The organism is Polynucleobacter sp. MWH-HuK1 (genome assembly GCF_018881815.1).
Taxonomy (GTDB): domain Bacteria; phylum Pseudomonadota; class Gammaproteobacteria; order Burkholderiales; family Burkholderiaceae; genus Polynucleobacter.
Genome location: NZ_JACVPP010000001.1, coordinates 1,675,187 through 1,701,348 on the forward strand (window position 1 = coordinate 1,675,187; position 26,162 = coordinate 1,701,348).

Genomic DNA, 26,162 nt, shown 5'->3' on the forward strand with positions numbered 1-26,162 from the left:
TGAAAACTCATTTTTTAGCAACAAGACCTAAGATTGCTGACATACCAGTGTGCCTTGGGCCTTCAGAAAGCTCTTTCTCATAACTGACCAGCTCAAGAATCCGAAACTCTTTAGCAAGACCTCTGATTAGCTCTTCTGTATAGAGGTGCTCAATTAAGCTTGGGCCGCCCGTCTTGTATTCCAACTGTTTTGGGGTGTAGCCTTGCAGAATAAAGATACCGCCGGGCTTGAGGGCCTCATATGTTTGCTTAAAGATTCTCTCTCGCATTACTGGATCGGCAAATTGGATGAAGATACCAATAACTGCATCATAAGTATTGGCTTGCCATGTAAAGCTATCGGTATCTGAGAATGAATACTCAACCTCGACTTGATTGTCTTTAGCAAACTGCTTTGCTTTAGCTAGCGCAATATCAGACGCATCGAATCCAACAACTTGCATTCCTTGCTTTGCAAGCCAGACGCCATTCCGGCCTTCGCCATCAGCGATGCATAGAACCTTATCTTTAGGCTTGAGGTACTTATTTGTCTTTTCAACAAGATATTCGTTTGGCTCTTTACCAAAAATGAACTCTTCTTTATCGAAACGTTCATTCCAGAACTGGGTTGAATCAGCAAAACTCATATTTTTAATCTTTCGATTGAGGGTGAGACTTATTTCTTTAGGCCGCCAACCAAATCGTTCTTGAGATCATTGATATTCTCTAGTCCAACTGCAATACGCACTAAGCCATCCGTGATACCAGCAGCTTTCCTAGCTTCAGGTGACACGCGGCAATGCGTTGTTGTTGCTGGATGGGTGATGGTTGTGCGCGTATCACCTAGATTTGCAGTGATCGAGCAAAGCTTAGTTTGGTTAATGAGTTTAAAGGCCGCCTTCTTACCGCCTTTCAGCGTGAAAGACAGAATCGCCCCACCCTCTTTTTGCTGGCGCTTAGCCAATGCATGTTGAGGATGTGACTTCAGGCCTGGATGGTAAACACGCTCAACACCAGGCTGCTTCTCTAACCATTGAGCCAAGGCAAGCGCATTCTGACTTTGTTGCTTCATGCGAAGCTCCAAAGTCTCCAAACCCTTTAGGAATACCCAAGCATTAAATGCAGACAGTGTTGGGCCTGCGGTACGAACATATGGGAATACTTTACCCATGATGAAGTCTTTGCTACCTACGATTGCACCACCAACTACTCTGCCTTGACCATCCAAGTACTTAGTAGCCGAATGAATCACGACATCAGCACCAAGCGCTAATGGTTTTTGTAATGCTGGCGTACAGAAACAGTTGTCTACAGCAAATAAAGCTTTTGCTTTCTTGGCAATCTTTGCAATTGCCTTGATGTCCGCAATCTCAGTCAGTGGATTAGAGGGCGTCTCCAAATAAAAGAGTTTTGTGTTTGGCTGAACAGCAGCTTGCCATGACTTGGCATCAGCCAAATCAACATAAGTCGTTGTAATACCAAAGCGACCCAAGATATTAGTGAACAATTGAATCGTTGCACCGAATACTGAACGCGAACATACAACGTGGTCACCTGCTTGCAAATGCGCCATCGCCATTGTCATGATGGCAGCCATTCCAGAGGCAGTGGCAATGCAAGCCTCACCTCCCTCCAGAGCAGCCAAGCGATCTTGGAACATGCTGACTGTTGGATTGGTAAAGCGGGAATAGATAAACCCCTGATCAGCGTGAGCAAAACCATCAGCCGCTAATTCAGCGCTATCAAAGCAAAAGCTTGAAGTAAGGAACATTGCCTCGGAGTGTTCATGATACTCAGCAGTTCGACGTGTGCCAGCACGGACCGCTAGAGTCTCTAGGGCCAGTTTAGAAAAATCAGGTTTTTTGCGGGTGGATTTGCTCTTCATAATGCTATTTTGACACCGAATTGAGGAATTGCCTCGTATGAGGCAATATCCTGTCGCTTTTTAGTCTTCGGTAGCTAAATGCAGGTGAAGCTGAGAGCGAGCGAAGTCGCTCGAATCCTTTTGACGGTCAGCCTTAGCAGCTGAGGTATTTCTGGCTGCCTCTAAAGCATCCAAATAGGACTCGGTAATATCGCCTGTAATGTAATTGCCATCAAAACAAGAAGCCTCGAAGTTCTGAATATTCGGATTGATATCTCTCACCGCCTGCTTCATATCCTCTACGCTCTGATAAATGAGTTGATCAGCGCCAATCATCTTGTTGATTTCTTCATCAGTGCGGCCATAAGCAACTAATTCACTACGTGTAGGCATATCAATGCCATAAACGTTCGGGAAACGCACTGGCGGCGCAGCAGAAGCAAAGATTACTTTTTTGGCGCCAGATTCGCGAGCCATCTGCACAATCTCAAAGGAAGTAGTACCGCGAACGATAGAGTCATCAACAATTAGTACAGTTTTATCTTTAAACTCGATACGCATCGCATTGAGTTTTTGACGAACTGACTTCTTGCGAACAGCCTGTCCTGGCATGATGAAGGTACGACCGATGTAACGGTTTTTAAAGAAGCCTTCGCGGTAATCAACGCCTAAGTTCTTAGCAACCTGCATTGCTGCTGGGCGACTAGAGTCCGGGATCGGCATCACCACGTCAATTTCATCTACGTTGGTCTCTTTGCGAATCTTCTCGGCCAAGTAATCACCCATGCGCATACGCACGTTATAAACAGTGACACCATCAATAGTCGAGTCTGGACGAGCCATGTAGACATACTCAAAGATACAAGGCGTAAGCACTGCATTCGGTACACACTGACGTGAGTAGAAATTACCATCCAAATCAATATAGATTGCTTCGCCAGGATTGACGTCACGCACAAATGTAAAGCCTAAACCTTCGAGAGCAACAGACTCGGAGGCAACCATCCACTCAGGGCCTTGAGGCGTATCAATTCGTCCAATACACAGAGGACGAATACCGTACTGATCACGGAAAGCCAACAAGCCATAGCCAGCAATTAATGACACAACCGCATATGAACCTTTAACACGACTAGTCACTCCAGTAACGGCGTTGAACATCGCGCCCTCATCAAGAGCTGCGCTATTGGTTTCTTTTTGCAATTCATCTGCCAATACGTTCAGCAATACTTCAGTATCAGAACTTGTATTGATATGACGGCGATCACGATATGCCATCTCAACACGCAAGCTTGGTGCATTTGTCAGATTGCCATTGTGCGCCAAGATGATGCCGTATGGTGCGCTGACATAAAAAGGTTGCGCCTCTTCTTCGCTGCTTGCTGAGCCGGCGGTTGGATAACGCACCTGACCAATGCCCGCATTACCTACTAAGCTGCGCATATTGCGTGTTCTGAAAACATCTCGTACTAAGCCATTGGCTTTATGCATCGTGAACGAATTACCGTTCATCGTCGCAATACCTGCGGCATCTTGACCGCGATGTTGCAAAAGCAACAAGGCATCATAGAGAAGTTGATTTACTGGTGAGTGGGAAATAGTTCCGACGACGCCGCACATATCTCTAGATTCCTATTGTTAATTTAGGAGTAATGGTAGGGGTTACTTTAGGCATGGCATCACCTAATTGCTTTGCCCAGTCAGTTGGGAGCCAACCTTTAATTAAACCGGTTGCCATATCAATTGCTGGTCTGGTAATGGCATTCTTCCAGGCCATGCTTTGCGGAATAGGAGTAAGCGCAGCCAAGGTAGCAAGCACAACAACGATCAAGCCACCACGAATCACGCCAAATATCAAACCCAAGAAGCGGTCAGTCAAGCTCAAGCCAACTGAAAGAATAATTCTTTGCACTACCCCACCAAACAAGCCGCAGATGATGAGGGTCAATATAAACAGAATGATGAAGCTCACACCTAAACTGAGCAACTCATCCAAATGAAACGTAGAGAGCCATTCAGTAGAAAGGTAATTACTGTAGTGATAAGCAACCCAAGCCGCAGCAAACCAAGAGGCTAAAGCAAGCACCTCTTTAAATAAGCCACGCGAGATGCCGACCAAAGCTGATACCAGGAGCACAACTAGGGTGAAGTAATCCACCGATGTTAGCTTGAGGGTGGATAAGTATTCCATTACTGTTTACCGGATTCGACGAGTCTTGGTGACAGACCCATCGCCTTAATTTTCTTTTCGGCTGCTTCGGCGGCTTCTTTATCAGTGTATGGTCCTGCGCGCAATACATACAACTTAGTCCCATCAGTACCAGTCTTATTTAAGACATAGTTCGGAATCTTTTGATCTTTCAATTTTGCAATCCAGCCTTTGGCGCGCTCCTCCGATGCAAAGGCGCCAATCTGAATAACGTACTTACCTGAACCATTTGAGGTGGCAGGCTTGCTTGTGTCATCTGTTTTAGATTTATCTACCTTGGGGGCGCTGGCAGCAACCACCTCTTCGCCGGCCACCAAACCTAAAGCGCCAGATTTATTTGCAGTGGGAACTGCTGGTTTAACTTCGACCTTGGTGTCCGGTTTTACTTCTGACTTTACCTCAGGCGCAGGTACAACTTTGGGCATATCTTTAGCGACCTGAGCAGGTACCTCTACTTTTGGGTTTTCTTCAGACTTGGTCTCGGTACCTGGGATAGGCAAGCTGGTTACGATATTTACAGCGATATCGTTTGGGGCCAACTTTGGCTTGCTATCCAAAATACGAGGCAGACCAACCACTGCAATTAGGACCAATACTGCTGCGCCTATAAGACGATGACGCGCTCTTTGCTGTTCTGGATCTTCGGTTAGGGCCAACTCTTCAGCTTCTGCCGCACGCTGAAAACTACGCGGTGCCGCTCTTGTGGCGGTGCGACCACCCCTTGAATCAAATTCAAGTTCATCAGACTGGGGTTTTCGCTTAAAAAAGCTTGATAAACGAATCATGGATCAGTGGGCCTGGTTGTTTCGGTAAGTCATTACGCCTGCAACGGTATAGAAGGATCCGAAGGTGACAATTCTATCACCCTCACCAGCCTGAGATAGCGCTTTTTGATACGCTAAAGCGGGATTTTCAAAGATTTCGATACCGCCATCCGACCCATTTTTAGGCTTTACACCCATACTTTCAAGCTTCTGAGCAAGGAACTGCCCTGAAGCCGCCCTAGCTGTTGGTAAATCTGTACAAAACCAGAAATCTACGATATTCAGAAGGGGTTTAATGACCCCTTCGATATCTTTGTCAGCCATTGCCCCAAAAATGGCATAGGTATATGGGTGATATCCCATCTTATCCAAACCCTGAGCTAAGGTAGCTGCAGCATGGGGGTTGTGAGCCACATCCAAAACGACTGTGGGCTGCCCAGGAAGGACTTGAAAGCGACCAGGCAGCTCCACTAAGGCAAAGCCATTGCGGATGTCCTGAGCACTTACAGGCAAACGTTGATGTAGTGCCATTAAGGCAGCAATTACAGCCGATGCGTTGAGAATCTGATTGGCACCACGCAGCGCTGGATAACCAAGGCCACTAAAGCGCTTATTACGCCCTGCCCAACCCCACTGCTGCTTATCACCCTGGAAGTTGTAATCACGGCCCTGCAACCAAAGATCACAACCTAGCTTTTCAGCATGATCGATGAGTGTTTGTGGTGGTACGGGGTCACCACATACAGCAATATGACCTGGACGGAATATACCCGCTTTCTCTAAACCAATCGCTTCGCGTGTACCGCCTAAGAAATCCGCATGATCAATATCAACACTAGTCACGATGGCGCAATCGGCATCAACAATATTGACTGCATCTAAACGTCCGCCCATGCCAACTTCCAATACAACGGCATCTAGATTCGATTTAGAAAACAGATGCATGATGGCCAAAGTCGTGAACTCAAAATAGGTCAGAGTTGGAGCATCAACTAAACTAACTCGTGCTTTTTCTACAGCAGCAAAATGCTCAAGCAAGATATTGTCTTTGACATCCTCGCCACCGATACGAGCACGCTCATTAAATTGCAGTAAGTGCGGTGAAGTATGGCAACCAACGCGATAACCGGAAGCCAGCAGAATACTTTCCAAGAAAGCACAAGTAGATCCTTTGCCATTGGTGCCAGCAACAGTAATCACTGGGCAATCAAAATGCAAATCCAATGCGGTCTTCACACGATTGATGCGCTCAAGCCCCATGTCGATGCCGACAGGGTGAGCAGTTTCGAGGTGGCTAAGCCAAGCCTCTAGGCTAGAAAATAAAATGGGGGCTTGGTGTGCTGAGCTCAAGCGCTTAAACGGCGGCGCTACCCGCTATTGCAGGCTCAGGAAGTTTTTGCAGCAAAGCAAGCAAACGGGCAATTTCACCGCGCATCTGACGACGATCAACAATCATGTCAATACCACCCTTTTGCAGCAAGAATTCTGAACGCTGGAATCCCTCTGGCAATTTCTCACGCACAGTTTGCTCAATCACACGAGGACCAGCAAAACCAATCAAGGCTTTAGGCTCAGCCATCACAACATCACCCATAAAGGCAAAGCTCGCAGAGATGCCACCCATGGTTGGATCTGTAAGAACGCTGATGTATGGCAAGCCTTTTTTAGCCAACAATGTCAACATAGAGTTGGTCTTAGCCATTTGAAATAGAGATAACAAACTCTCTTGCATACGTGCGCCGCCAGTGGCAGTTACACAAATAAATGCACACTTCTTATTAATCGCTTCTTGTACACCGCGGGCAAAACGCTCTCCAACTACAGAACCCATTGAGCCGCCCATGTACTGGAATTCAAAACATGCAGCAACTACAGGAATCGTTTCAATCTTGCCGCCCATCACAATCAGAGCCTCAGACTCACCAGAAGCATCGTTTGCTTCTTTAATGCGATCTGGATATTTTTTGGAGTCTTTAAACTTCAGTGGATCAGTTGGATAAATATCGGCACCAATTTCATAGCGACCTTTTTCATCTAAAAGACTATCTAAGCGTAGACGTGCACCGATGCGCATGTGGTGACTGCATTTCGGACAAACTGATAAATTAGCTTCGATATCAGTGCTGTAAAGAACGGTTTCGCAACCAGGGCACTTAACCCACAATCCCTCAGGAACTGACTTGCGATTCGCAGGATCAGTGTGTTGAATTTGGGGTGGGAGTAATTTATCTATCCAGCTCATTAGTTTTTAACTATCCAATGCGTCGCGAATCTCACGAATGAAGGTTTCCAGTGATTGTACCGCCTGGCCAGGGGGTGCATCCTCTAAAAGGCGAATAATTCGACTGCCAATCACCACGGCATCAGCACTAGCCGACACAGCTTTGGCGCTAGCGGCATCGCTAATTCCGAAGCCTACAGCGATTGGAATATCGGTTTCTTCGCGGATTTTCGGGATGATGCTTGCTACGTCCTGGGTATTGAGGTGCGACGCCCCTGTAACACCGCGCATAGAAACGTAATAGATATAACCAGAAGCTATTTTGGCAGCCTCTTTAATACGCTCATGGGATGAAGTAGGTGCCAATAAGAAAATCGGGTCAATGCCAGCAATGCGCATACGAGCAGCAAAATCAACGCACTCTTCTGGTGGGTAATCAACCACTAGAACACCATCAACGCCAGCAGCTTTTGCTTCAGTCGCAAAACGCTCTGCCCCCATTTGCTCAACTGGATTTGCGTAACCCATCAACACTACCGGTGTATTGGCGTCTTTCTTACGAAACTCTTTCACCATCTCTAAGCAACTATGCAAAGTGACACCATGCGTTAATGCACGCTCTGATGATCTTTGAATAACAGGGCCATCAGCCATTGGATCTGAAAATGGCACACCTAACTCAATCACGCTTGAACCACCGCGTACTAATGCATGCATGAGTTCAACAGTTTGCTTAGGGTCTGGATCGCCAGCAGTAATAAAAGGAATTAATCCTTTTTTACCCGTTGCTTTTAGATCCTTAAAGAGCGCAGTAATTTTTGACATAGCTATTTTATTTTTCTATTTTTGTTTTTTCTTTTTAGCCTTCGGAGCCAGTTGCCTGAGCAACGGTATGCATATCTTTATCACCACGACCAGATAGGTTCACCAAGATCGTTTTGTCTTTTGGCAAAGTCTTAGCCAGCTTGCAGGCATAAGCTATAGCGTGGGAGGACTCAAGCGCAGGAATGATGCCTTCAATACGGCAACAGTCATGGAATGCTTGCAATGCTTCTTCGTCAGTAATTGCCACATAGTCTGCGCGACCAGAATCTTTTAACCAAGCGTGCTCAGGACCTACTCCTGGGTAGTCCATGCCAGCAGATACGGAATGGGTTTCAGAAATCTGACCATTTTCATCTTGCAATAAATAAGTGCGATTACCATGCAATACACCTGGCTTACCTACGCATAGCGCTGCAGAATGCAAGCCACTACCTAAACCATGACCCGCTGCCTCAACACCAACCAGCTTTACTTCTGGGTAATCAATATAAGGGTAGAAAATACCCATCGCATTTGAGCCACCGCCAACACAAGCAAGAACGAAGTCTGGTTGACGACCAGTCATCTCTGGCATTTGCACTTTGCACTCTTCACCAATCACGCTTTGGAAATCTCTCACCATCATTGGATAAGGATGTGGTCCTGCAACAGTTCCAATTATGTAGAAAGTGTTGTCTACGTTAGTCACCCAATCGCGCATTGCTTCGTTAAGCGCATCTTTTAAAGTCTTAGTACCGGATTCCACTGGAACGACTTTGGCGCCGAGCAACTTCATGCGAAATACGTTTTGCGCTTGGCGCGCTACGTCAACAGAACCTTGATATACCGTGCAGTCCAAGCCAAAGCGGGCGCAGATAGTGGCCGTGGCAACGCCATGCTGCCCTGCTCCAGTCTCAGCAATGATGCGGGGCTTACCCATACGCTTAGCCAACATCGCCTGGCCAATCACGTTATTAATCTTGTGCGCACCAGTGTGATTTAAATCTTCACGCTTAAGATAGATCTGCGCGCCACCGAGCATTTCACTCCAACGCTTAGCGTGATATACCGGCGATGGTCTGCCTACAAAGTGCTTGAGTTCGTAATGAAACTCTTCAATAAAATCTGGATCGTTTTGATATTTTGCATAGGCTTCCTTGAGCTCATCCAATGCATACATCAATGTCTCAGAAACAAATACGCCACCATAGGGACCAAAGTGTCCTCGTGCATCTGGCTTATCGTACATAACTACCTCTTTTGATTTATTTACAGCAAATTATTGGGATGATGGTTTCGCATCTGCTGCGCGTACTGCTTGAATAAATTGAGCCATGAGCGCAGGATCTTTGACACCCCTGCTGATTTCTACGCCACTGCTGACGTCAACTGCGCAAGGATGCAGGCGTGCAATCGCCTCGCCCACGTTGTGCGCGTTCAATCCACCACTCAAAACGACCCGAGGCGCGTTTTCGCTTGCCCATGTCTCCGGTATTCCCTGCCAATCAAAAGGAACGCCTCCGCCCCCATACCCCTCAACGAGGGCATCCAGCAGAAAAGCGTTTGCATGGCCATATTGTAGGGAAAAATCATCAAATGCAAAGCCTGTTCCTACTCGGGCAGCCTTCATCCAGGGCTCGCCTGCAGCAAGCTGGGCGCAGCGCTCAGGGGTCTCATCCCCATGAAACTGCCATAATGTGATTGAGGCATTAGCTCGAATAGCTGCAAATTGCTCATCTGTAGCGTTTACAACCAATCCAACGGCATCCACCCCTGCTGGAAGCCTAGAAATGAGCTGGGCGGCGATATTGGGGCTTACAGCCCGAACACTTGGAGGGTAAAAAACGAAGCCAACTGCATCCACACCTGCGGCAACGGCTGCATCAATATCAGCAGATGTCTTTAAACCGCAGATTTTGACCCTGGTTCGGCCGGGAGAATATGTCAGTAAACCCATAAATGAATGATAAGGCCTGGGGCCTATTATTTCCCCTACTTCCCGATAACCTTGGCGGGTAGCCAGGAGTTTTCCAGCCATGGCTGAGGAATGGCAAATTCTTCGGGATAAGTAATTTTAGCCAAGTACAGACCATCGGCCATAAAGGTTGGAGCGGCAATTTGCCGATTCTTGGCCGCCAACACTTCTGTCATCCATTCTGGCTTTTGTCTGCCTTGCCCGATTTGCAAGAAGCATCCAACAATGTTGCGGATCATATGATGCAAAAAGGCATTTCCACGAATCCGAAAATATACCCAAGGTTGCTCAGAAATAATCTCTATGGAGTAAATCGTTTTTACTGGGGTTTTACTCTGACATTCAGACGAGCGAAATGAACTGAAGTCATGCTCACCAATCAAACATTCAACAGATTTCTTCATTGCCTCTGCATCAAGCCAATGACCTGGTGGCAACATTAAATATCCTGCACGTGAATGAGACATGGGTGAACGACAAGGCCCGGCCTGTAATGCGTAGATATATTCGCGCTCATACGCCGAGAAACGAGCGCTAAATTCATCGGAAACTGGCTTAGCCCAGTTCACCACAATTGACGGGGGCAAGAAGGAGTTCACACCCCTCACCCAAGAAAAATCTTCGCGCTCGACATTGGTATCAAAGTGCACTACCTGCCCAAGAGCATGAACTCCAGCATCAGTTCTACCTGCGGTGATGGTATTGATGGGATATTCTGCACTCGCCTGCTCACCAACAAAAGCAGTGATTGCTTTTTCTAATTCGTCTTGTACGGTGTTGTGATTGACCTGAGTTTGCCAACCAGAATATGGGCTGCCGTCATACTGAAGGCCAAGGGCTATACGCATATTAGGTGTTGCGATGCGAGATTTCTGCCAACAAGCCCTGTGCTTCAATGGTAATTGCAGGGTCAACCGAATTGCTCATTCGGAGCACCTCATCCAAAGACTTTTTAGCGGCAGAAAAATCTTCAATCGTGATGTAAGCGCGTGCCAAATTGAGTTTGACGCGCAAGGTATCTGCTAGAGGATCAGAAGCCGGGACTGCTGTAACTGATGGCGTCGCTTTTGCAGGCTTTGAAAGATCAAGATCAATCCCCTCAAACAATGCTTTAGTGCGAGCTGGCATTTCAGAAGCAGATCCTGCAGCAGGCTTCTCATCTTGCTGATTTTCTTCTTTACTTGCTTGATGGGCATGCGCATAAATAACTGATGTCTCTGAACGACGCGCATTACGAGCTAAGCCCCACAGAAGCAGACCGGTTAGAGCAATTAAACTAATAGCCAAAATAGCTGAGCCAAAGCCACCTAAACCAAAATTACTATCTATCACCTTCTTCTCTTTTGATTTACCCAAGAGCCTTTGCAAATCGGCAATATTCTTTTCCAATTCAGCGACACGGGCTTTAGTTTGCTCAAGCATCTTCTCTTGAGCGACCAACTCTTCAGTGTAGCGACGCTCTTCCTCATTACCCTCAGCGCTTGAACCAATCTTTAAACGATCTTTTGGCGCTACCTCCACCGACTTGGCGGCATTTGTTCCAGCGCCTAAATTAGCACCCTTACCATCATGCTCCGCACGCCACTCTTCATTAGCGTCGGCAACAAATTGATTTGCTTCTGCAGGACTGATTGAGCCCAACAAGGCCTGACTTGGCTTAGTTAACTCAGCGCCAGCAGCCAAGCGATTAATACTGCCGCTAGCAAAGGCATCCGGATTGGCTTTATACAAAGCCATTATGGTTTGATCAAGGGTAGCACCCTCTAGTTGAGGCGCAATAGTGGCAGCAATCTCAGATAAGGTTTGACCTGGCTTTACAGTGATTTTTTGTACATCACCCAGTAATAACGTAAATGTCTTAGTAATACTTCCGCTCGACCAATTGAGATTGACCAATACATCCAGGAATGGATCATCTGTCATGGGAACAGAGTCAACTGTTTCAACAAGCACCATTAACTGCTCTTGACGATTGCGATAGACCATCGCCTGTGGATTTAACTGCAGTATCTTTTGAGAGATTCCGAGGCGCTCATATCCAGCCTTATTCGGCATCACCACATTCAGACTCGATAAAGCACCTTGCTCGTCCGCTCCCACCCGAATAGGAATTTCTACTCGTAATGGTTCACCTGGGCGAGACTGGAGTTGCGGCGCGCCTAACGAGATTGCAGCGACGTGGTAAGACCAGCTTAGCCAAACAAAGCAAAGGAGCTTTAAAAAGCGTAATTGGCTAAGACGTAGCATCAAATTCAGATTACTTTTCGAGCAAAATGCGAAGCATACGACGCAATGGCTCAGCAGCACCCCACAGGAGTTGGTCGCCAACAGTGAATGCACCCAAATACTCTGGACCCATTGCCATCTTATGCAAACGACCGATAGGCACAGTCAATGTGCCACTGATAGCTGCAGGAGATAAATCACGCTCAGTTGTTTCACGATCATTTGGAACCACTTTGACCCACTGATTATCCGCAGCCAAAATTGCCTCAATCTCTGTGAGTGGAATATCTTTTTTGAGTTTTACAGTCAGGCCTTGTGAGTGGCAGCGCATCGCACCAACACGCACACATAGACCATCAATTGGAATACTGCCTGGCGTACGGAATGCTGGACGACCCAAGATCTTATTGAACTCAGCACCACCCTTCCACTCTTCTTTAGTTTGACCGTTTTCAACGGGCACATCAATCCATGGAATCAAACTACCTGCTAATGCAGTATTGCGGAAATTTTTCTTCGGAAAATTAGCAGAGCGCAAGGTCTCAGTAACTTTGCGATCAATATCTAAAATCCATGAAGATGGGTCAGCCAACTCAGTAGCTACGCTGTCACGTAATGCACCCATTTGCAAGAGCAATTCGCGCATATTCTGTGCACCAGCACCAGAGGCCGCTTGGTAAGTCATGGCGCTGATCCACTCAACCATATCAGCCTTCACCAGGCCACCCATTGCCATCATCATCAAACTCACGGTGCAATTAGCACCAATCCAATTCTTGCCGCCTGCAGCCAAAGCTTTATCGATCACTGGGCGATTCACTGGATCCAAAACTAATACAGCGTCATCTTTCATGCGCAGCGCACTAGCAGCATCAATCCAATGACCATTCCACCCTGCAGCGCGTAGTTTAGGGAAGATGTCGTTGGTGTAGTCGCCACCCTGACATGTCAAGATGATGTCGCAACGTGATAATGCCTTGATGTCGTTAGCATCTTGTAGAGTACTTTCGCTCTTGGTAACTTTTTTACCATTAAGGAGCGGCACTTCACCACCCGCTTGGCTGGTACTAAAAAATACTGGCTCGATCAGATCAAAATCCTTCTCAGCCAACATTCTCTCCATGAGAACGCTACCAACCATACCGCGCCAGCCAACTAAACCAACCAAAGGTGTATTTGTATTTGCCATTATGTTAACTATCTAGTGAATTTGAGTTCTGTTTAGGTTTTTTTGTTTGTTTTATTGCTTATGCAAGTGCTGCAACAACGGCATCACCCATTTCAATGGTGGATACTTTTTTCGTACCTTCAGTATAAATATCAGCCGTACGCAATCCTTGCGCTAATACTTTCTGAACTGCCTTTTCAATTCGGTCCGCCTCAGCAGGCATTCCCAAGGAGTAGCGCAACATCATAGCGGCAGACAAAATCGTTGCCAATGGATTGGCAATACCTTTACCAGCAATATCCGGTGCAGAGCCATGACTTGGCTCATATAAACCCTTGTTGTTCTTATCCAATGATGCAGAAGGTAGCATACCAATCGAGCCAGTCAACATAGCTGCTTCGTCAGACAGAATATCACCAAACAAATTACCGGTGACTACCACGTCAAACGCCTTAGGTGCTTTAACTAGCTGCATTGCAGCGTTATCAACATACATATGTGATAACTCAACGTCTGGATACTCTTTTGAAATACGAATCATTACTTCACGCCAAAGTTGTGAAGTTTCCAATACGTTCGCCTTATCAACGCTACATACTTTCTTGCCACGCTTACGTGCAGCTTGAAAAGCAACGTGTCCAATACGCTCTACTTCTGGCTCGCTATAGTGCATAGTGTCAAAGCCTTCACGAGCCCCTTTAAACAAAGGTAACTCTGAAGTACGAATGCCACGTGGCTGACCAAAATAAATATCGCCATTCAGTTCACGCACAATCAAAATATCTAAACCGCCAATAATTTCCGGTTTAAGACTTGATGCAGCAGTCAATTCTGGATAGCAAATAGCTGGCCTAAAGTTTGCAAACAACTCTAAATTTTTTCGCAAACCCAGGATCGCTTGTTCAGGACGCAGTTCGCGAGCAAGGGTGTCGTATTTCCAATCACCTACCGCACCAAACAAAATAGCATCGGCTTTTTTAGCCAACTCAAGTGTTGCTGGTGGCAAAGGATGACCAGCAACGTCATAGGCAGCTCCACCGACTGGGGCCTCTTCTAAATCAAACTTGGGGCCAAGGGCTAAGAGTACTCGAACGGCTTGAGCAACGATTTCCGGGCCGATACCATCGCCCGGTAGAACTGCAATTTTCATGAAAGGCCTTTAAATCAACGAAATTACGGCAATTGTGTCGCAAGCCAAGGCATCTTAAGAATGCGCTCGGCTTCATAAGCCTTAATTTTATCTGCATGTCGCAGAGTTAAGCCAATATCGTCTAAGCCATTGAGGAGGCAATACTTCCTGAAGGGGGCAACATCGAAGCTATAAGCGGTGCCATCAGGGGTAATGACCTGCTGAGCCTCTAGATCAATCGTCAACTGATAACCATTGAAAGCCATGGTTTCATTAAAAAGGTGATCAACCTGCATTTCTGTCAAAACAATGGGTAAAACGCCATTTTTGAAGCAGTTGTTATAAAAAATATCTGCAAAGCTGGGGGCAATAACCGCTCTAAAGCCATATTGCTCTAGTGCCCATGGCGCATGTTCACGGGAACTGCCGCAACCAAAGTTCTTGCGGGCCAGCAGAATACCTGCGCCCTTATAGCGTGGATGATTGAGAACAAAGTCTGGATTAATTGGACGAGTGCTGCAATCTTGACCAGGCTCACCATGGTCTAAATAGCGCCATTCATCAAAGAGGTTTTGCCCAAAACCAGTCTTTTTAATAGACTTTAAAAATTGCTTTGGAATAATGGCATCGGTATCTACGTTCTCGCGATTAAGTGGAGCAACTAAACCTTTGTATACCGTAAATTTTTCCATGATTCGACTTTTGCTCTATTTACTCTAGTTATTTACTTCACAGGAGTAACGACAACGTCCTTACCCTTTGTTTGAGATTGATTGCCTTGTTGTGTATTGCTCGATCCCCCCATGGAAGTTCCCATGTTCTGCAAATCTTTGCCCATGCCTTCCATTGTGCTGCTGCAGGCTGAAATCACTAAGCCAGCAATACCAACAATGGCTAATCTGGAAATTAAAGAGAGTGAAGAAAATTTCATCGATTAGTTTCCTTATGAAATCTTGCGAACGTCAACAAAGTGACCTTCAATTGCAGCAGCGGCTGCCATGGCAGGACTTACTAAATGAGTGCGACCACCATTACCCTGGCGACCTTCAAAGTTACGATTAGAAGTTGAGGCACAACGCTCGCCTGGCTCCAAGCGATCAGCGTTCATTGCCAAACACATAGAGCATCCTGGCTCACGCCATTCAAAACCAGCAGCTTTGAAAATACGATCCAAACCTTCGCGTTCTGCCTGAGCTTTAACCAAACCAGAGCCAGGAACCACTAAAGCCAACTTGACATTAGGTGAAACTTTTTTACCTATACGATCTACTACTTTTGCGGCAGCACGGATATCTTCAATACGACTATTGGTACAAGATCCAATAAATACTTTATCAACAGAGATGCTGCTGATTGGGGTATTTGGATTAAGGTCCATGTACTGCAGAGCACGCTCCATGGCAGAGCGCTTGTTCGGATCACGCTCCTTTTCTGGATCAGGAACGCGATCGCTAATTGCGAGTACCATTTCTGGAGATGTTCCCCAGGTAACTTGTGGAGCAATTTCTTCAGCGCGCAATTCAACTACAGCATCAAATTTCGCATCTGGATCAGAGTGCAAAGTTCTCCAATACTGCAATGCTTGCAACATTGCAGGGCCTTTAGGCGCATATGGACGACCTTGAATGTACTCAATAGTTGTTTCATCTACAGCAACTAAACCAGCACGTGCGCCAGCTTCAATTGCCATATTGCATAAAGTCATGCGCCCTTCCATCGAAAGATCGCGAATTGCTTCGCCAGCAAATTCAATGGTGTAACCAGTGCCACCAGCTGTACCAATCTTACCGATAACGGCAAGAACAATATCTTTAGCGGTAGAGCCAGGCTGTAAACGGCCATCTACTTTTACCAACATGTTCTTGCTCTTTTTCATCAACAAGGTTTGAGTTGCCAGTACATGTTCAACTTCAGAGGTGCCGATACCAAATGCCAAGGCACCAAATGCACCATGAGTACTTGTATGAGAATCACCGCAAACAACTGTCATTCCAGGCAAGGTGGCACCCTGCTCCGGTCCTATCACGTGAACAATCCCTTGACGGGTATCGTTCATTTTGTATTGGGTAATACCAAAGGCATCGCAGTTCTGATCCAAGGTATCTACTTGTAACTTAGAAATTGGATCAGTAATACCTTCAGAGCGATCCGTTGTCGGAACGTTGTGATCAGATACTGCGAGATTGGCGGAGATGCGCCAAACAGGACGACCAGCTAAATTTAAACCTTCAAATGCCTGAGGACTGGTTACCTCGTGAAGCAACTGACGATCAATATAAATCGTGGCTGTGCCATCCTCTTCAGAGTAAACAACGTGGTCATCCCACAATTTGTCATAAAGCGTACGAGACATGAGTGACCTTAAAAACCTTATTTACGAACTGTAATGTTTGGAACCTTACGTGCTGTTTCACCAACATACAACTGACGTGGACGACCAATCTTGTACTCAGGATCAGTAATCATTTCTTCCCACTGAGCAATCCAGCCTACAGTTCTTGCCAAGGCAAAAATACAAGTAAACATTTCTGTTGGAATGCCTAAAGCGCGTTGAACGATTCCTGAGTAGAAGTCTACGTTTGGATAGAGCTTACGACTTACGAAGTAGTCATCTTCCAATGCAATCTTCTCAAGTGTCATTGCCAACTTGAACAATGGGTCATCTTGCAAGCCCAATTCATTCAATACTTCGTAGCAAGTCTCACGCATTAATTTAGCGCGTGGGTCAAAGTTTTTGTAAACACGGTGACCGAAGCCCATCAAGCGAACACTAGAGTTCTTGTCTTTTACTTGAGCGATAAATTCATGAATCTTATCCACGCCACCCTGAGCTTGAATTTCATTCAACATCTGCAAGCAAGCTTCATTTGCACCGCCATGCGCTGGACCCCAGAGACAAGCAATACCAGCAGAAATAGCTGCAAATGGATTTGTGCCTGAAGAACCGCACAAACGCACTGTAGAAGTAGAAGCATTTTGTTCGTGGTCAGCATGCAATGTGAAGATGCGATCCAAAGCGCGAACCAATACTGGGTTCACTTTGTACTCTTCACATGGTGTTGCGAACATCATGCGCATAAAGTTTGCTGTATATGACAAAGAGTTATCTGGATAGATAAATGGCTGTCCTACGGAGTACTTGTAAGCCATCGCTACTAATGTAGGCATCTTTGCAATCAAGCGAATTTGAGCAACTTCACGTGCATGCGGATCGCTGTAATCAATCTCATCATGGTAGAAAGCAGCCATTGCACCAACCAATCCAGTCAAGACGGACATTGGATGTGCATCACGACGGAAGCCACGCAAGAAGAATTGCATTTGCTCATGAACCATAGTGTGGTGCATGACCATTTCATCAAATGCTTTTTTCTCAGTAGCGTTTGGCAGTTCGCCATTGATTAAGAGGTAGCAAACTTCTAAGAAGTCACAGTTATTTGCTAAATCTTCAATTGGGTAACCGCGATAGAGCAACTCGCCCTTGTCGCCATCAATATAGGTAATTTTGCTATTGCAAGATGCAGTAGACAGAAAGCCTGAATCGTAAGTGAACTTACCGGTCTGACCATAGAGCTTACGAATGTCAATTACGTCAGGGCCTACTGTCCCTTTGTAAATTGGCAGATCAATATCTGGTGTTCCATCCGAAAACGAGAGTTTTGCTTTGATGTCCGATTCAATCATTTCTAATCCTTAGTCATTCAAAATTATGATTAATACACTATTCATTCATGCATTTATACGCTTACTGCACCAAAAGGCTGAATTACTTCTCTCTCAGTCTTTGTAAAACCAGTTTGAAAGAGTCTGTTTGCACCTCTTTCTCCAAGCCTTCTACAGAATCTTTACGACCAATCAATAAATCCATTAAGTCGTTGTCATCCAGAGCCAATAGCTGGGTTAATACTTTTCCATCTTCAACGCTTAACTGAGTGCCATAGCGCTCAAAGAAACGTTGCAGAATTAAATCATTCTCTAGCAAGCCCCTGCGAGCATCACTTTTTAAACGATATAACTCTGCATTTCCGAGGGTCATACTGCCCTACGAACCATCAACTCCTTGATCTTGCCAATTGCCTTAGTTGGATTCAAGTGCTTAGGACATACGTCCACGCAATTCATGATGGTATGGCAACGGAACAAGCGATATGGATCTTCTAAGTTATCTAAACGCTGCGCAGTTTCTTCATCACGGCTATCGGCAATAAAGCGATATGCCTGCAACAAGCCAGCTGGGCCAACAAACTTATCTGGATTCCACCAGAATGATGGGCATGATGTTGAGCAAGATGCGCACAAGATGCACTCGTACAAGCCATTTAACTCTTCACGCTCTTCAGGACTCTGGAGACGCTCTTTTTCAGGAGGCGGATTGTCATTTACCAAGTAAGGCTTGATAGACAAGTATTGCTTGAAGAACAAAGTCATGTCGACGATCAAATCACGTACGACTGGCAAGCCAGGCAATGGCCGTAATGTGATGACCTTAGGCAAAGTCAACATATTGGTCAAGCAAGCCAAGCCGTTTTTACCGTTGATGTTCATTGCATCTGAACCGCACACGCCTTCACGGCATGAGCGACGATAAGAAATGGTTTCGTCTTGCTTCTTCAAAGAAATCAAAGCATCCAACAACATACGTTCACCAGTGAGTTCTAACTCATAGCGTTGCATGCGTGGAGCTGCATCAACATCTGGATCGTAGCGGTAAATTTCGAATATACGGATATCACTCATTTTCTATTTCTCTTCGCTTAGAAAGTACGTTCTTTTGGAGGGAAGGACTCAACAGTTAAAGGCTTCAAAATAACAGGTTTGTAAGTAAGCTTATTGCCCTCGCTGTACCAAAGGGTATGCTTCATCCAGTTCTCATCATCACGATGCGGATGATCGTCATGTGAGTGAGCACCACGACTTTCTTTGCGAGCTGCCGCAGAAGTCATGGTTGCGTTTGCAGTCTCAACCAAGTTAGCCACTTCCAGCGCCTCAATACGTGCTGTATTGAAAATCTCGGACTTGTCTTTAACCCATAAGTGCTTAGCGCGCTCAGTCAATTTAGCCATTTGACGAACACCTTCGTCCATCAACTCTTGATTGCGGAATACGCCTGCGTATTTCTGCATGCACTTGCGAATATCGTTTGCAACATCTTGCGCATACTCACCAGAAGTCGAGTTATCCAACTTCGCAATACGCTCCAATGTTTGCTCACCAGCATTAGCAGGCAATGGCTTGAATTCGCGATTCTTGAGATCAAGGCCAACAATGTGGTTACCAGCAGCACGACCGAATACCAAGAGGTCAAGTAATGAGTTTGTACCCAAGCGATTCGCACCGTGCACAGAAACACATGAACACTCACCAATAGCATACAAGCCATTGACGATTTCATTGTGAATACCATTTGCAGGTACAACCACTTGACCATTGATGTTGGTAGGAATACCGCCCATCTGATAGTGAATCGTAGGCACAACAGGAATTGGCTCTTTAGTAACGTCAACGTTAGCAAAGTTGATACCAATTTCATAAACAGAAGGTAAACGCTTCATGATCGTATCGGCACCAATATGTGTCAAATCGAGCACAACATAATCACCTTTAGGACCGCAACCGCGCCCTTCTTTGATTTCTTGGTCCATTGAGCGAGATACGAAATCGCGTGGAGCTAAATCTTTCAGTGTTGGCGCATAACGTTCCATGAAACGCTCACCATCTTTGTTACGCAAGATGCCGCCCTCACCACGGCAACCTTCTGTCAACAACACACCTGCACCAGCTACGCCAGTTGGGTGGAATTGCCAGAACTCCATATCTTCCAATGGAATGCCAGCGCGAGCCGCTAAGCCCATGCCGTCACCGGTATTAATAAATGCGTTAGTAGATGCATCCCAAATACGACCAGCACCACCGGTAGCCAACATCACAACTTTGGCTTCCAGGATGTAAACCTGGCCGGTTTCCATTTCGAGAGCAGTTACACCAACAACATCACCGTCATCGTCACGAATCAAATCGAGCGCCAACCATTCAACGAAGAAATTGGTTTTTGCGCGGACGTTACGCTGATACAAAGTGTGCAACATTGCATGGCCAGTACGGTCAGCAGCAGCGCAAGCACGTTGCACTGGCTTCTCGCCATAGTTTGCTGTGTGGCCACCGAATGGGCGCTGATAAATCGTACCATCTGGATTACGGTCAAACGGCATACCAAAGTGCTCTAGCTCATAAACAACTTTTGGAGCTTCGCGACACATAAATTCGATAACGTCTTGGTCACCTAACCAGTCAGAACCCTTGATGGTGTCATAAAAGTGATAGTGCCAATTGTCTTCGCTCATGTTGCCCAATGAAGCACCGATACCACCTTGTGCGGCAACAGTGTGTGAACGTGTTGGGAAAACTTTTGTTAGAACAGCAACATTCAAGCCAGCTTCAGCCAACTGCAATGATGCGCGCATACCTGAACCACCCGCTCCAACAATCACCGCGTCAAAACGGCGGCGTGGCAATGATTTTTTAATTGCAGTCATCGAATTACACTTTCCACAAAATTTGAACGGCATAGGCCGCACAGGCTACGAGATACAAAACGGTCAACACTTGAAGTGTCAAACGAATGCTGACGGGCTTGATGTAATCCATCCAGATGTCACGCACGCCAATCCAAGCGTGATAGAACAAGCTGATGAAAGCCAAGAGTGTTAACAACTTCATTACTTGGCCGCTGAACAAGCCAGACCAGCCCTCGTAGGAGGCGCTGCCAGTGATGCAGTAGTCAACTAACAAAACAATCGTAAATACCACCATCACAATCGCAGTTACGCGCTGGATGATCCATTCTTTAAGGCCGTAATGCGCGCCGACAACTAAGCGCTTTGGTCCGATTTGATAAATAGGCATGAGATTTCCTTAAATGATTAGCGCTTAGTACAAGCCGAACATTTTGAGACCAACTACTGCAGTCAAAGCTAGACCAACAACAAGAACAACGATGGCCGAACGACTAGCTTCAGACTTCTCTACGCCGATTTCTAAATCGAGCAAGAGGTAGCGGATACCAGCACAAAAGTGATGTAAAAAACACCAGATCAAACCGAGGCAAATAATTTTTACCAATATGTTTCCGGTAAAAGCCTGGAATTTTTGATAGCTCAACTCAGAGGCAACGCTCTGATCGAAGAGATACAGGATAAATGGCAATAAGAGGAACAATGCTGCACCGCTGATGCGATGAAGAATTGACACTTTACCCGCCCAAGGAAGGCGGTATTTAATCAACTGGGCAAGACCAATATTGCGGTAAACCGGTCTATCTTTTTTTACGTTTTGCTGTGAATCAACCATGGGTAATCTCTATCTTTAGGTGGAGGTTCAGTGTGGTTTTGTTGTATCGCAACATATTCTATTGGAAACCTTAGGGGTGGTGGGGATTTTTTGGCGTTTAAAGGGGTTAATTACTGGTTTTTACTGATTTGTTTAGTTCAATTTGTTCTCGTAATGCTGCTCTGAAGTGTCGTATCTAGCGTGACGAATTTCTACTGGTTTATTCCCGTAGGTAAACGCCACCCGCTCAACAGAAAGGAGTGGCGCGCCCTGCGCTAAATGCAGGTGCTTTGCCAAAGTCTCATCAGCAGCTACAGCCTTTATCTTTTCCTCTGCTCGCACCATGTGGGTTGCGTACTGCCCCTCATAAAAGGCATATACCGGTCCATGCCAAGCATTGAGCGCCTCTAAATCTAAACCCTTAAAGCGCGCGCCAGGAAGAAAAATCTCTTCAAAAACAATGGGTTTGCCAGCAAAGCTTTGCACCCGGTCGATATGAATGATGGGGTCGCCTGCTTTTAATTTAAGCAAATTGGCCACATAAGGGCTTGCTTGAGTGTTTTCGCAGGACAGAAACTGATTGGTCAGGTGAAATTTCTCGCCAGAATCTGGGGCTAAACGTAAAAAACGGTATTGCCAGTCATCTTCTTGGTGGGTGGCGACAAAAGTGCCCTTCCCTTGGCGACGAACTAGGAGGTTTTGGGCGGCAAGCTCATCAATTGCCTTGCGAACCGTTCCCTGACTTACTGCATAGCGGGCTGCCAACTCCATCTCACTGGGAATAGCCTCTCCTGGAAGCCATTCAGAGGCTTGCAAGCTAGCCAAAATCATCGCCTTAATCTGTTCGTACAGAGGGCTAAATGAGGCAACAGGCAAAGTCACATCAGACAAATTAACTCCAGACTACGTCAATTGGATAAAATTCAAGGTAATTCTAGTCTTATATAAGACATCATTGACAGTGTAAAGCTAAAGTCCCTACACTTGAATGGATAATAGAAAAGTTTTCGTAATTTAACCCTCTTAACCTTCTTCTGGAGTGATTAGTAATGGCAAAAGCCCCAATGCGTGTCGCCGTAACCGGTGCAGCCGGTCAAATCGGATATTCCCTTTTATTCCGTATCGCCAATGGCGACCTTTTGGGCAAAGATCAGCCCGTAATCTTGCAATTGCTTGAGATTCCTGATGAAAAAGCACAAAAAGCCTTAACTGGCGTAATGATGGAGCTGGAAGACTGTGCATTCCCACTCTTGGCTGGCATGACAGCTCACTCAGATCCAATGACAGCATTCAAAGATATCGACGTTGCCCTTTTAGTTGGCGCACGTCCACGCGGTCCTGGCATGGAGCGTAAGGATCTACTCTCCGCTAACGCACAAATTTTCACAGCCCAAGGCAAAGCATTGAATGCTGTTGCCAAGAAGACTGTAAAAGTATTGGTTGTTGGCAACCCAGCAAACACTAACGCTTACATCGCTATGAAATCTGCCCCAGATATTCCTGCGAAAAACTTCACAGCAATGTTACGTCTCGACCACAACCGTGCTCTCTCACAATTAGCTAACAAGTTAAACAAGCCTGTTGCTGATATTGAGAAATTAGTTGTTTGGGGTAACCATAGCCCAACAATGTATCCAGACTATCGCTTTGCAACCATTGATGGCAAGTCAGTTAAAGACTCTATCAACGATGCAGCATGGAACAAAGATGTGTTTATTCCCACTGTTGGTAAACGTGGTGCAGCCATCATTGAAGCTCGCGGCCTTTCTTCTGCAGCCTCTGCAGCGAACGCAGCAATTGATCACATTCATGACTGGGTACTCGGTACAAACGGCAAGTGGGTAACTATGGGTATTCCTTCTAAGGGCGAATATGGCATTCCTGCCGAAGTGATTTACGGCTTCCCAGTAATATGCGAAAACGGCGAATACAAAATGATCGAAGGTTTAGAGATCGATGAGTTCTCCCGTGAGCGCATGACACACACCTTGAATGAATTACTTGAAGAGCAAGCTGGCGTTAAGCACCTGCTCTCATAAGGAAAATTTGCACATGAAAAAAAATCTTCTCGCCATTAGCGCAGTACTTGCAAGCCTTTTAGGCGCCGTGAATGCTAGCGCTAGTGAAGAAGTAATTACATGGACTTGTCAAGAAAGCAAGCAGTTCAAAACTACTGGCTCTACTGAAAAAGTTCGCTTAACTTGGGAATCTAAATCTTATGATTTAGAGCGCCAAACTTCATTGCCAGGCAGCTTGCGTTACAAGAACATGAACTCCGGTTACGATCTTGTAGTGCTAGGTAACAAAGCAATGTTGTTTAACATCAAAGCAGGCGTGCGTCTTGCCGATTTCTGCCAAACAGCAGATATGAAATCCGGTAAGCTGCCACACTTGTTTGCTGGTGCAGAACCATTTGTGCAGAATTAATTTCTCACATTGCATTAATTAAAAAAGCCGGGGATTCCTCGGCTTTTTTAATGCTTAGTTTCTTATTTTTCTAGTGAAACAAGGGCTGCTGTGAAGGCGCATCGTCCGGCATTTCTGCATGCACCGCTTCACCAGAACGATCCGGAAATAAAGGTGCACCACAGTCGTCACAAAGCTCTGGATCAAATAGCATGGCATGGCGGAAGACATCTTCTACTCCAGCATCATGCAAAGCATCACAAATTTTCTTGATCGGACTCTCATCATCCGATAAATCATTTAAAGCATCACTAGCCACACTCTCACGATCATAGAGCGGCCAGATCACGCCATAGATGACTTCCGAAGAGCCTTTTGCACTGAATGAAATCCGGTACTCATCAGCCTGCTCTTCACCAAATGCACCAACAACGCAAGACAAGCCAGCAGGGAGAATGCCGAGAGTACTCTCGAGAAAGTTCACTGCTGCACGAATGCTTAAAGGTCGCACATGCTTGTCTGCCAAGCGGCAGTTTGTGAAATACGCCTCAGGTAGGAGAAGCTCGAACTCACAGCCAGGCAACAAAGAAGCTATTGGTTCTTGCATAGCATTTTGCCAACCAATCAAACTCACACCGCGCTCTTGACGCGCTGGAGGCTCAGCCTGCCAACGAAATATTGGGGAGCCAACAGGCGCACTTAAGGCCGCAATAATGAAACGAGGATCAGCCAATACAGCAATGGTTTCAGACATATCACGCAACTCGAGCTTCACATCCTTTCCTGAGATAGCTGCACTTGCTAATGACTCAGTGAGGATACGAGTTTGACAATGCGAGTGAGGCATTTGATCAATGCTATACAACCAAGGAACGATCGCCAAGCGCGTGTCCGTTGAGGCGATGGCACCATGCAAAGCATGAGCTGTAGACTCAATGATGCTGACTGGCAAAGGGCCAGATGGGATCTGATAACGCGTGTGAGCAACGATAGGCATTGCCAATAACAACACATCCCACTGCTGACCTTCATGCTCAATCCTTAAGGATTCTGCCAAGGTTTCAGCGATATCAGCGAGCACCTCAAAAGCTACTGTATTAATACGGAAGGTTTGATCTAGAGCAGCATCAATCACATTTTGATTTTGGCTTTTTAGCAAGCGCATCAAGCGCGCATTCAGACGCTCTTCCCAAAAACGGTCTTCAACCTGACTTCCAGATGCAGCCAGAGAAATAGCATCTGCCACTAATTTCTCCACCTCAGGAGAATTGCGCTGTGATGCTTTGGTGCGATGAACAGCCATTATTTTCTTTCTGCCCTTCTGAATACAGGCTTATCTACTTTAGATTCTGCGGCATGGTATTTATACCCGTCCAAGTTGAAGCCTTTTAAATCTGCTGGATCGGTAATGCGATTCTCAACCACATAGCGCGCCATTAGACCGCGAGCCCGCTTGGCATAAAAAGAAATGATCTTGTACTTACCATCCTTAGCATCCTGAAATACAGGAGCAATCACTGGGCAATCCAACTCCTTAGGTTGAAGCACCTTGAAATACTCTTCAGAAGCCAAATTGAGTAGCACAGGCTTCTTTTGTTTTTCTAAAACCTTTTTGATGGCATCAGTAACTCTGCCACCCCAAAAGGCATAAAGATCCTTGCCTCTGGCGTTCTTAAATGCAGTTCCCATCTCTAAGCGATATGGCTGCATTAGGTCCAGAGGCTTCAAAGCACCATAAAGGCCAGACAAAATCCGAATATGGTCTTGGGCAAATTGAACAGACTTAGCATCCAGGCTTTTGACATCAAATCCGTCATAAACATCGCCATCAAAAGCATAGATTGCTGGCTTGCTGTTCTCTTCGGTGAATTTCTTGGACCAATCTCGATAACGTCCAACATTCAATGTGGCCAATTGATCGGATAAGCCCATCAGTTTGGCAACATCTTGAGGTGCCAATTTCTTCAGGTCGGCAATTAACTTGGCTGATTCAGAGACAAACTCAGGCAAAGTTGGCGCCTTGACCTTGACTGGGGTCTTGTAATCCAGGGATTTAGCAGGCGAAAGGACGATCAGCATGGCACAATTTGTT

At 46.0% G+C, this 26,162-nt stretch carries 28 protein-coding genes; 2 read left to right on the top strand and 26 right to left on the bottom strand.

The genetic code is table 11. From position 1 onward, the window contains the following. Positions 1-7: 7 nt before the first annotated feature. The 24 genes from ICE93_RS08665 to ICE93_RS08780 form a co-directional block, all read right to left on the bottom strand. Positions 8-625 (bottom strand): bifunctional 2-polyprenyl-6-hydroxyphenol methylase/3-demethylubiquinol 3-O-methyltransferase UbiG, encoded by a 618-nt coding sequence (locus ICE93_RS08665; RefSeq protein WP_216187357.1) that lies wholly within the window; start codon positions 623-625, stop codon positions 8-10. A gap of 29 nt (positions 626-654) precedes the next feature. After that, a complete protein-coding gene (locus ICE93_RS08670; RefSeq protein WP_216187358.1) occupies positions 655-1,863 on the bottom strand; it encodes an O-succinylhomoserine sulfhydrylase in 1,209 nt (402 codons plus the stop codon). Between the two features lie 60 nt (positions 1,864-1,923). Continuing rightward, positions 1,924-3,462 carry an amidophosphoribosyltransferase gene (gene purF, locus ICE93_RS08675; protein WP_216187359.1) on the bottom strand — a complete coding sequence of 513 codons (1,539 nt, stop codon included), beginning with the start codon at positions 3,460-3,462 and terminating at the stop codon, positions 1,924-1,926. A gap of 4 nt (positions 3,463-3,466) precedes the next feature. After that, positions 3,467-4,033: a CvpA family protein gene (locus tag ICE93_RS08680; protein ID WP_216187360.1), complete on the bottom strand. Its 567-nt coding sequence runs from the start codon at positions 4,031-4,033 to the stop codon at positions 3,467-3,469. Then, positions 4,033-4,836, bottom strand: a complete 804-nt coding sequence (locus tag ICE93_RS08685) for an SPOR domain-containing protein (protein WP_216187362.1) — start codon at positions 4,834-4,836, stop codon at positions 4,033-4,035. The genes ICE93_RS08680 and ICE93_RS08685 overlap by 1 nt, the downstream gene beginning before the upstream one ends. Before the next feature lie 3 nt (positions 4,837-4,839). Further along, on the bottom strand, positions 4,840-6,165 hold the full coding sequence (gene folC / locus ICE93_RS08690; protein ID WP_216187364.1) for a bifunctional tetrahydrofolate synthase/dihydrofolate synthase: 1,326 nt from the start codon (positions 6,163-6,165) through the stop codon (positions 4,840-4,842). A 4-nt stretch (positions 6,166-6,169) separates the two neighbouring features. Continuing rightward, positions 6,170-7,057 (bottom strand): acetyl-CoA carboxylase, carboxyltransferase subunit beta, encoded by an 888-nt coding sequence (gene accD / locus ICE93_RS08695; RefSeq protein WP_216187366.1) that lies wholly within the window; start codon positions 7,055-7,057, stop codon positions 6,170-6,172. Positions 7,058-7,063: 6 nt separating this feature from the next. After that, on the bottom strand, positions 7,064-7,861 hold the full coding sequence (trpA, locus tag ICE93_RS08700; protein ID WP_216187368.1) for a tryptophan synthase subunit alpha: 798 nt from the start codon (positions 7,859-7,861) through the stop codon (positions 7,064-7,066). A 34-nt stretch (positions 7,862-7,895) separates the two neighbouring features. Continuing rightward, on the bottom strand, positions 7,896-9,089 hold the full coding sequence (gene trpB, locus ICE93_RS08705; protein ID WP_216187370.1) for a tryptophan synthase subunit beta: 1,194 nt from the start codon (positions 9,087-9,089) through the stop codon (positions 7,896-7,898). A gap of 30 nt (positions 9,090-9,119) precedes the next feature. Beyond that, the gene (locus tag ICE93_RS08710) at positions 9,120-9,797 is read right to left on the bottom strand and encodes a phosphoribosylanthranilate isomerase (RefSeq protein WP_216187372.1); all 678 of its coding nucleotides are present in this window, start codon (positions 9,795-9,797) and stop codon (positions 9,120-9,122) included. A gap of 35 nt (positions 9,798-9,832) precedes the next feature. After that, entirely contained in the window at positions 9,833-10,663 is an 831-nt protein-coding gene (gene truA / locus ICE93_RS08715) for a tRNA pseudouridine(38-40) synthase TruA (RefSeq protein ID WP_216187374.1), read from the bottom strand. Position 10,664: 1 nt separating this feature from the next. Next, positions 10,665-12,062, bottom strand: a complete 1,398-nt coding sequence (locus tag ICE93_RS08720; RefSeq protein WP_216187376.1) for a FimV/HubP family polar landmark protein — start codon at positions 12,060-12,062, stop codon at positions 10,665-10,667. A 10-nt stretch (positions 12,063-12,072) separates the two neighbouring features. Then, positions 12,073-13,230 (bottom strand): aspartate-semialdehyde dehydrogenase, encoded by a 1,158-nt coding sequence (asd, locus tag ICE93_RS08725; protein ID WP_216187377.1) that lies wholly within the window; start codon positions 13,228-13,230, stop codon positions 12,073-12,075. 58 nt (positions 13,231-13,288) lie between these two features. Then, the gene (leuB, locus tag ICE93_RS08730; RefSeq protein WP_216187380.1) at positions 13,289-14,359 is read right to left on the bottom strand and encodes a 3-isopropylmalate dehydrogenase; all 1,071 of its coding nucleotides are present in this window, start codon (positions 14,357-14,359) and stop codon (positions 13,289-13,291) included. Positions 14,360-14,382: 23 nt separating this feature from the next. Beyond that, positions 14,383-15,030, bottom strand: coding sequence for a 3-isopropylmalate dehydratase small subunit (gene leuD, locus ICE93_RS08735; RefSeq protein WP_216187382.1), 648 nt, complete (start codon positions 15,028-15,030; stop codon positions 14,383-14,385). A 32-nt stretch (positions 15,031-15,062) separates the two neighbouring features. Next, a complete protein-coding gene (locus ICE93_RS08740; RefSeq protein ID WP_216187384.1) occupies positions 15,063-15,269 on the bottom strand; it encodes a hypothetical protein in 207 nt (68 codons plus the stop codon). 12 nt (positions 15,270-15,281) lie between these two features. Next, complete coding sequence (gene leuC, locus ICE93_RS08745) at positions 15,282-16,691, bottom strand: 3-isopropylmalate dehydratase large subunit (protein WP_216187386.1); 1,410 nt, start codon at positions 16,689-16,691, stop codon at positions 15,282-15,284. Positions 16,692-16,708: 17 nt separating this feature from the next. After that, a complete protein-coding gene (gene gltA, locus ICE93_RS08750; RefSeq protein WP_068321361.1) occupies positions 16,709-18,022 on the bottom strand; it encodes a citrate synthase in 1,314 nt (437 codons plus the stop codon). Positions 18,023-18,104: 82 nt separating this feature from the next. Then, the gene (locus ICE93_RS08755) at positions 18,105-18,374 is read right to left on the bottom strand and encodes a succinate dehydrogenase assembly factor 2 (protein WP_216187388.1); all 270 of its coding nucleotides are present in this window, start codon (positions 18,372-18,374) and stop codon (positions 18,105-18,107) included. Continuing rightward, entirely contained in the window at positions 18,371-19,075 is a 705-nt protein-coding gene (locus tag ICE93_RS08760; protein ID WP_076023369.1) for a succinate dehydrogenase iron-sulfur subunit, read from the bottom strand. Before ICE93_RS08760 ends, ICE93_RS08755 begins: the two co-directional genes overlap by 4 nt. A gap of 17 nt (positions 19,076-19,092) precedes the next feature. Then, positions 19,093-20,871, bottom strand: a complete 1,779-nt coding sequence (sdhA, locus tag ICE93_RS08765; protein ID WP_216187390.1) for a succinate dehydrogenase flavoprotein subunit — start codon at positions 20,869-20,871, stop codon at positions 19,093-19,095. A 4-nt stretch (positions 20,872-20,875) separates the two neighbouring features. Continuing rightward, the gene (gene sdhD, locus ICE93_RS08770) at positions 20,876-21,241 is read right to left on the bottom strand and encodes a succinate dehydrogenase, hydrophobic membrane anchor protein (RefSeq protein WP_068321349.1); all 366 of its coding nucleotides are present in this window, start codon (positions 21,239-21,241) and stop codon (positions 20,876-20,878) included. A gap of 24 nt (positions 21,242-21,265) precedes the next feature. Beyond that, positions 21,266-21,685 carry a succinate dehydrogenase, cytochrome b556 subunit gene (sdhC, locus tag ICE93_RS08775; RefSeq protein WP_216187392.1) on the bottom strand — a complete coding sequence of 140 codons (420 nt, stop codon included), beginning with the start codon at positions 21,683-21,685 and terminating at the stop codon, positions 21,266-21,268. 132 nt (positions 21,686-21,817) lie between these two features. Continuing rightward, a complete protein-coding gene (locus ICE93_RS08780) occupies positions 21,818-22,546 on the bottom strand; it encodes a GntR family transcriptional regulator (protein WP_370624627.1) in 729 nt (242 codons plus the stop codon). Between the two features lie 167 nt (positions 22,547-22,713). Here ICE93_RS08780 and ICE93_RS08785 point away from each other — a divergent pair, with 167 nt between their 5' ends. Together ICE93_RS08785 and ICE93_RS08790 are read left to right on the top strand one after the other, a co-directional pair. Beyond that, positions 22,714-23,703, top strand: a complete 990-nt coding sequence (locus tag ICE93_RS08785) for a malate dehydrogenase (protein ID WP_216187396.1) — start codon at positions 22,714-22,716, stop codon at positions 23,701-23,703. Between the two features lie 13 nt (positions 23,704-23,716). Continuing rightward, on the top strand, positions 23,717-24,091 hold the full coding sequence (locus ICE93_RS08790; RefSeq protein ID WP_216187398.1) for a hypothetical protein: 375 nt from the start codon (positions 23,717-23,719) through the stop codon (positions 24,089-24,091). Positions 24,092-24,161: 70 nt separating this feature from the next. Here ICE93_RS08790 and ICE93_RS08795 read toward each other — a convergent pair whose 3' ends face one another. Both ICE93_RS08795 and yaaA read right to left on the bottom strand, forming a co-directional pair. Then, positions 24,162-25,373, bottom strand: a complete 1,212-nt coding sequence (locus tag ICE93_RS08795) for a DUF2863 family protein (protein ID WP_216187400.1) — start codon at positions 25,371-25,373, stop codon at positions 24,162-24,164. After that, positions 25,373-26,149, bottom strand: a complete 777-nt coding sequence (gene yaaA / locus ICE93_RS08800) for a peroxide stress protein YaaA (RefSeq protein WP_216187402.1) — start codon at positions 26,147-26,149, stop codon at positions 25,373-25,375. The genes ICE93_RS08795 and yaaA overlap by 1 nt, the downstream gene beginning before the upstream one ends. Positions 26,150-26,162: the final 13 nt, after the last annotated feature.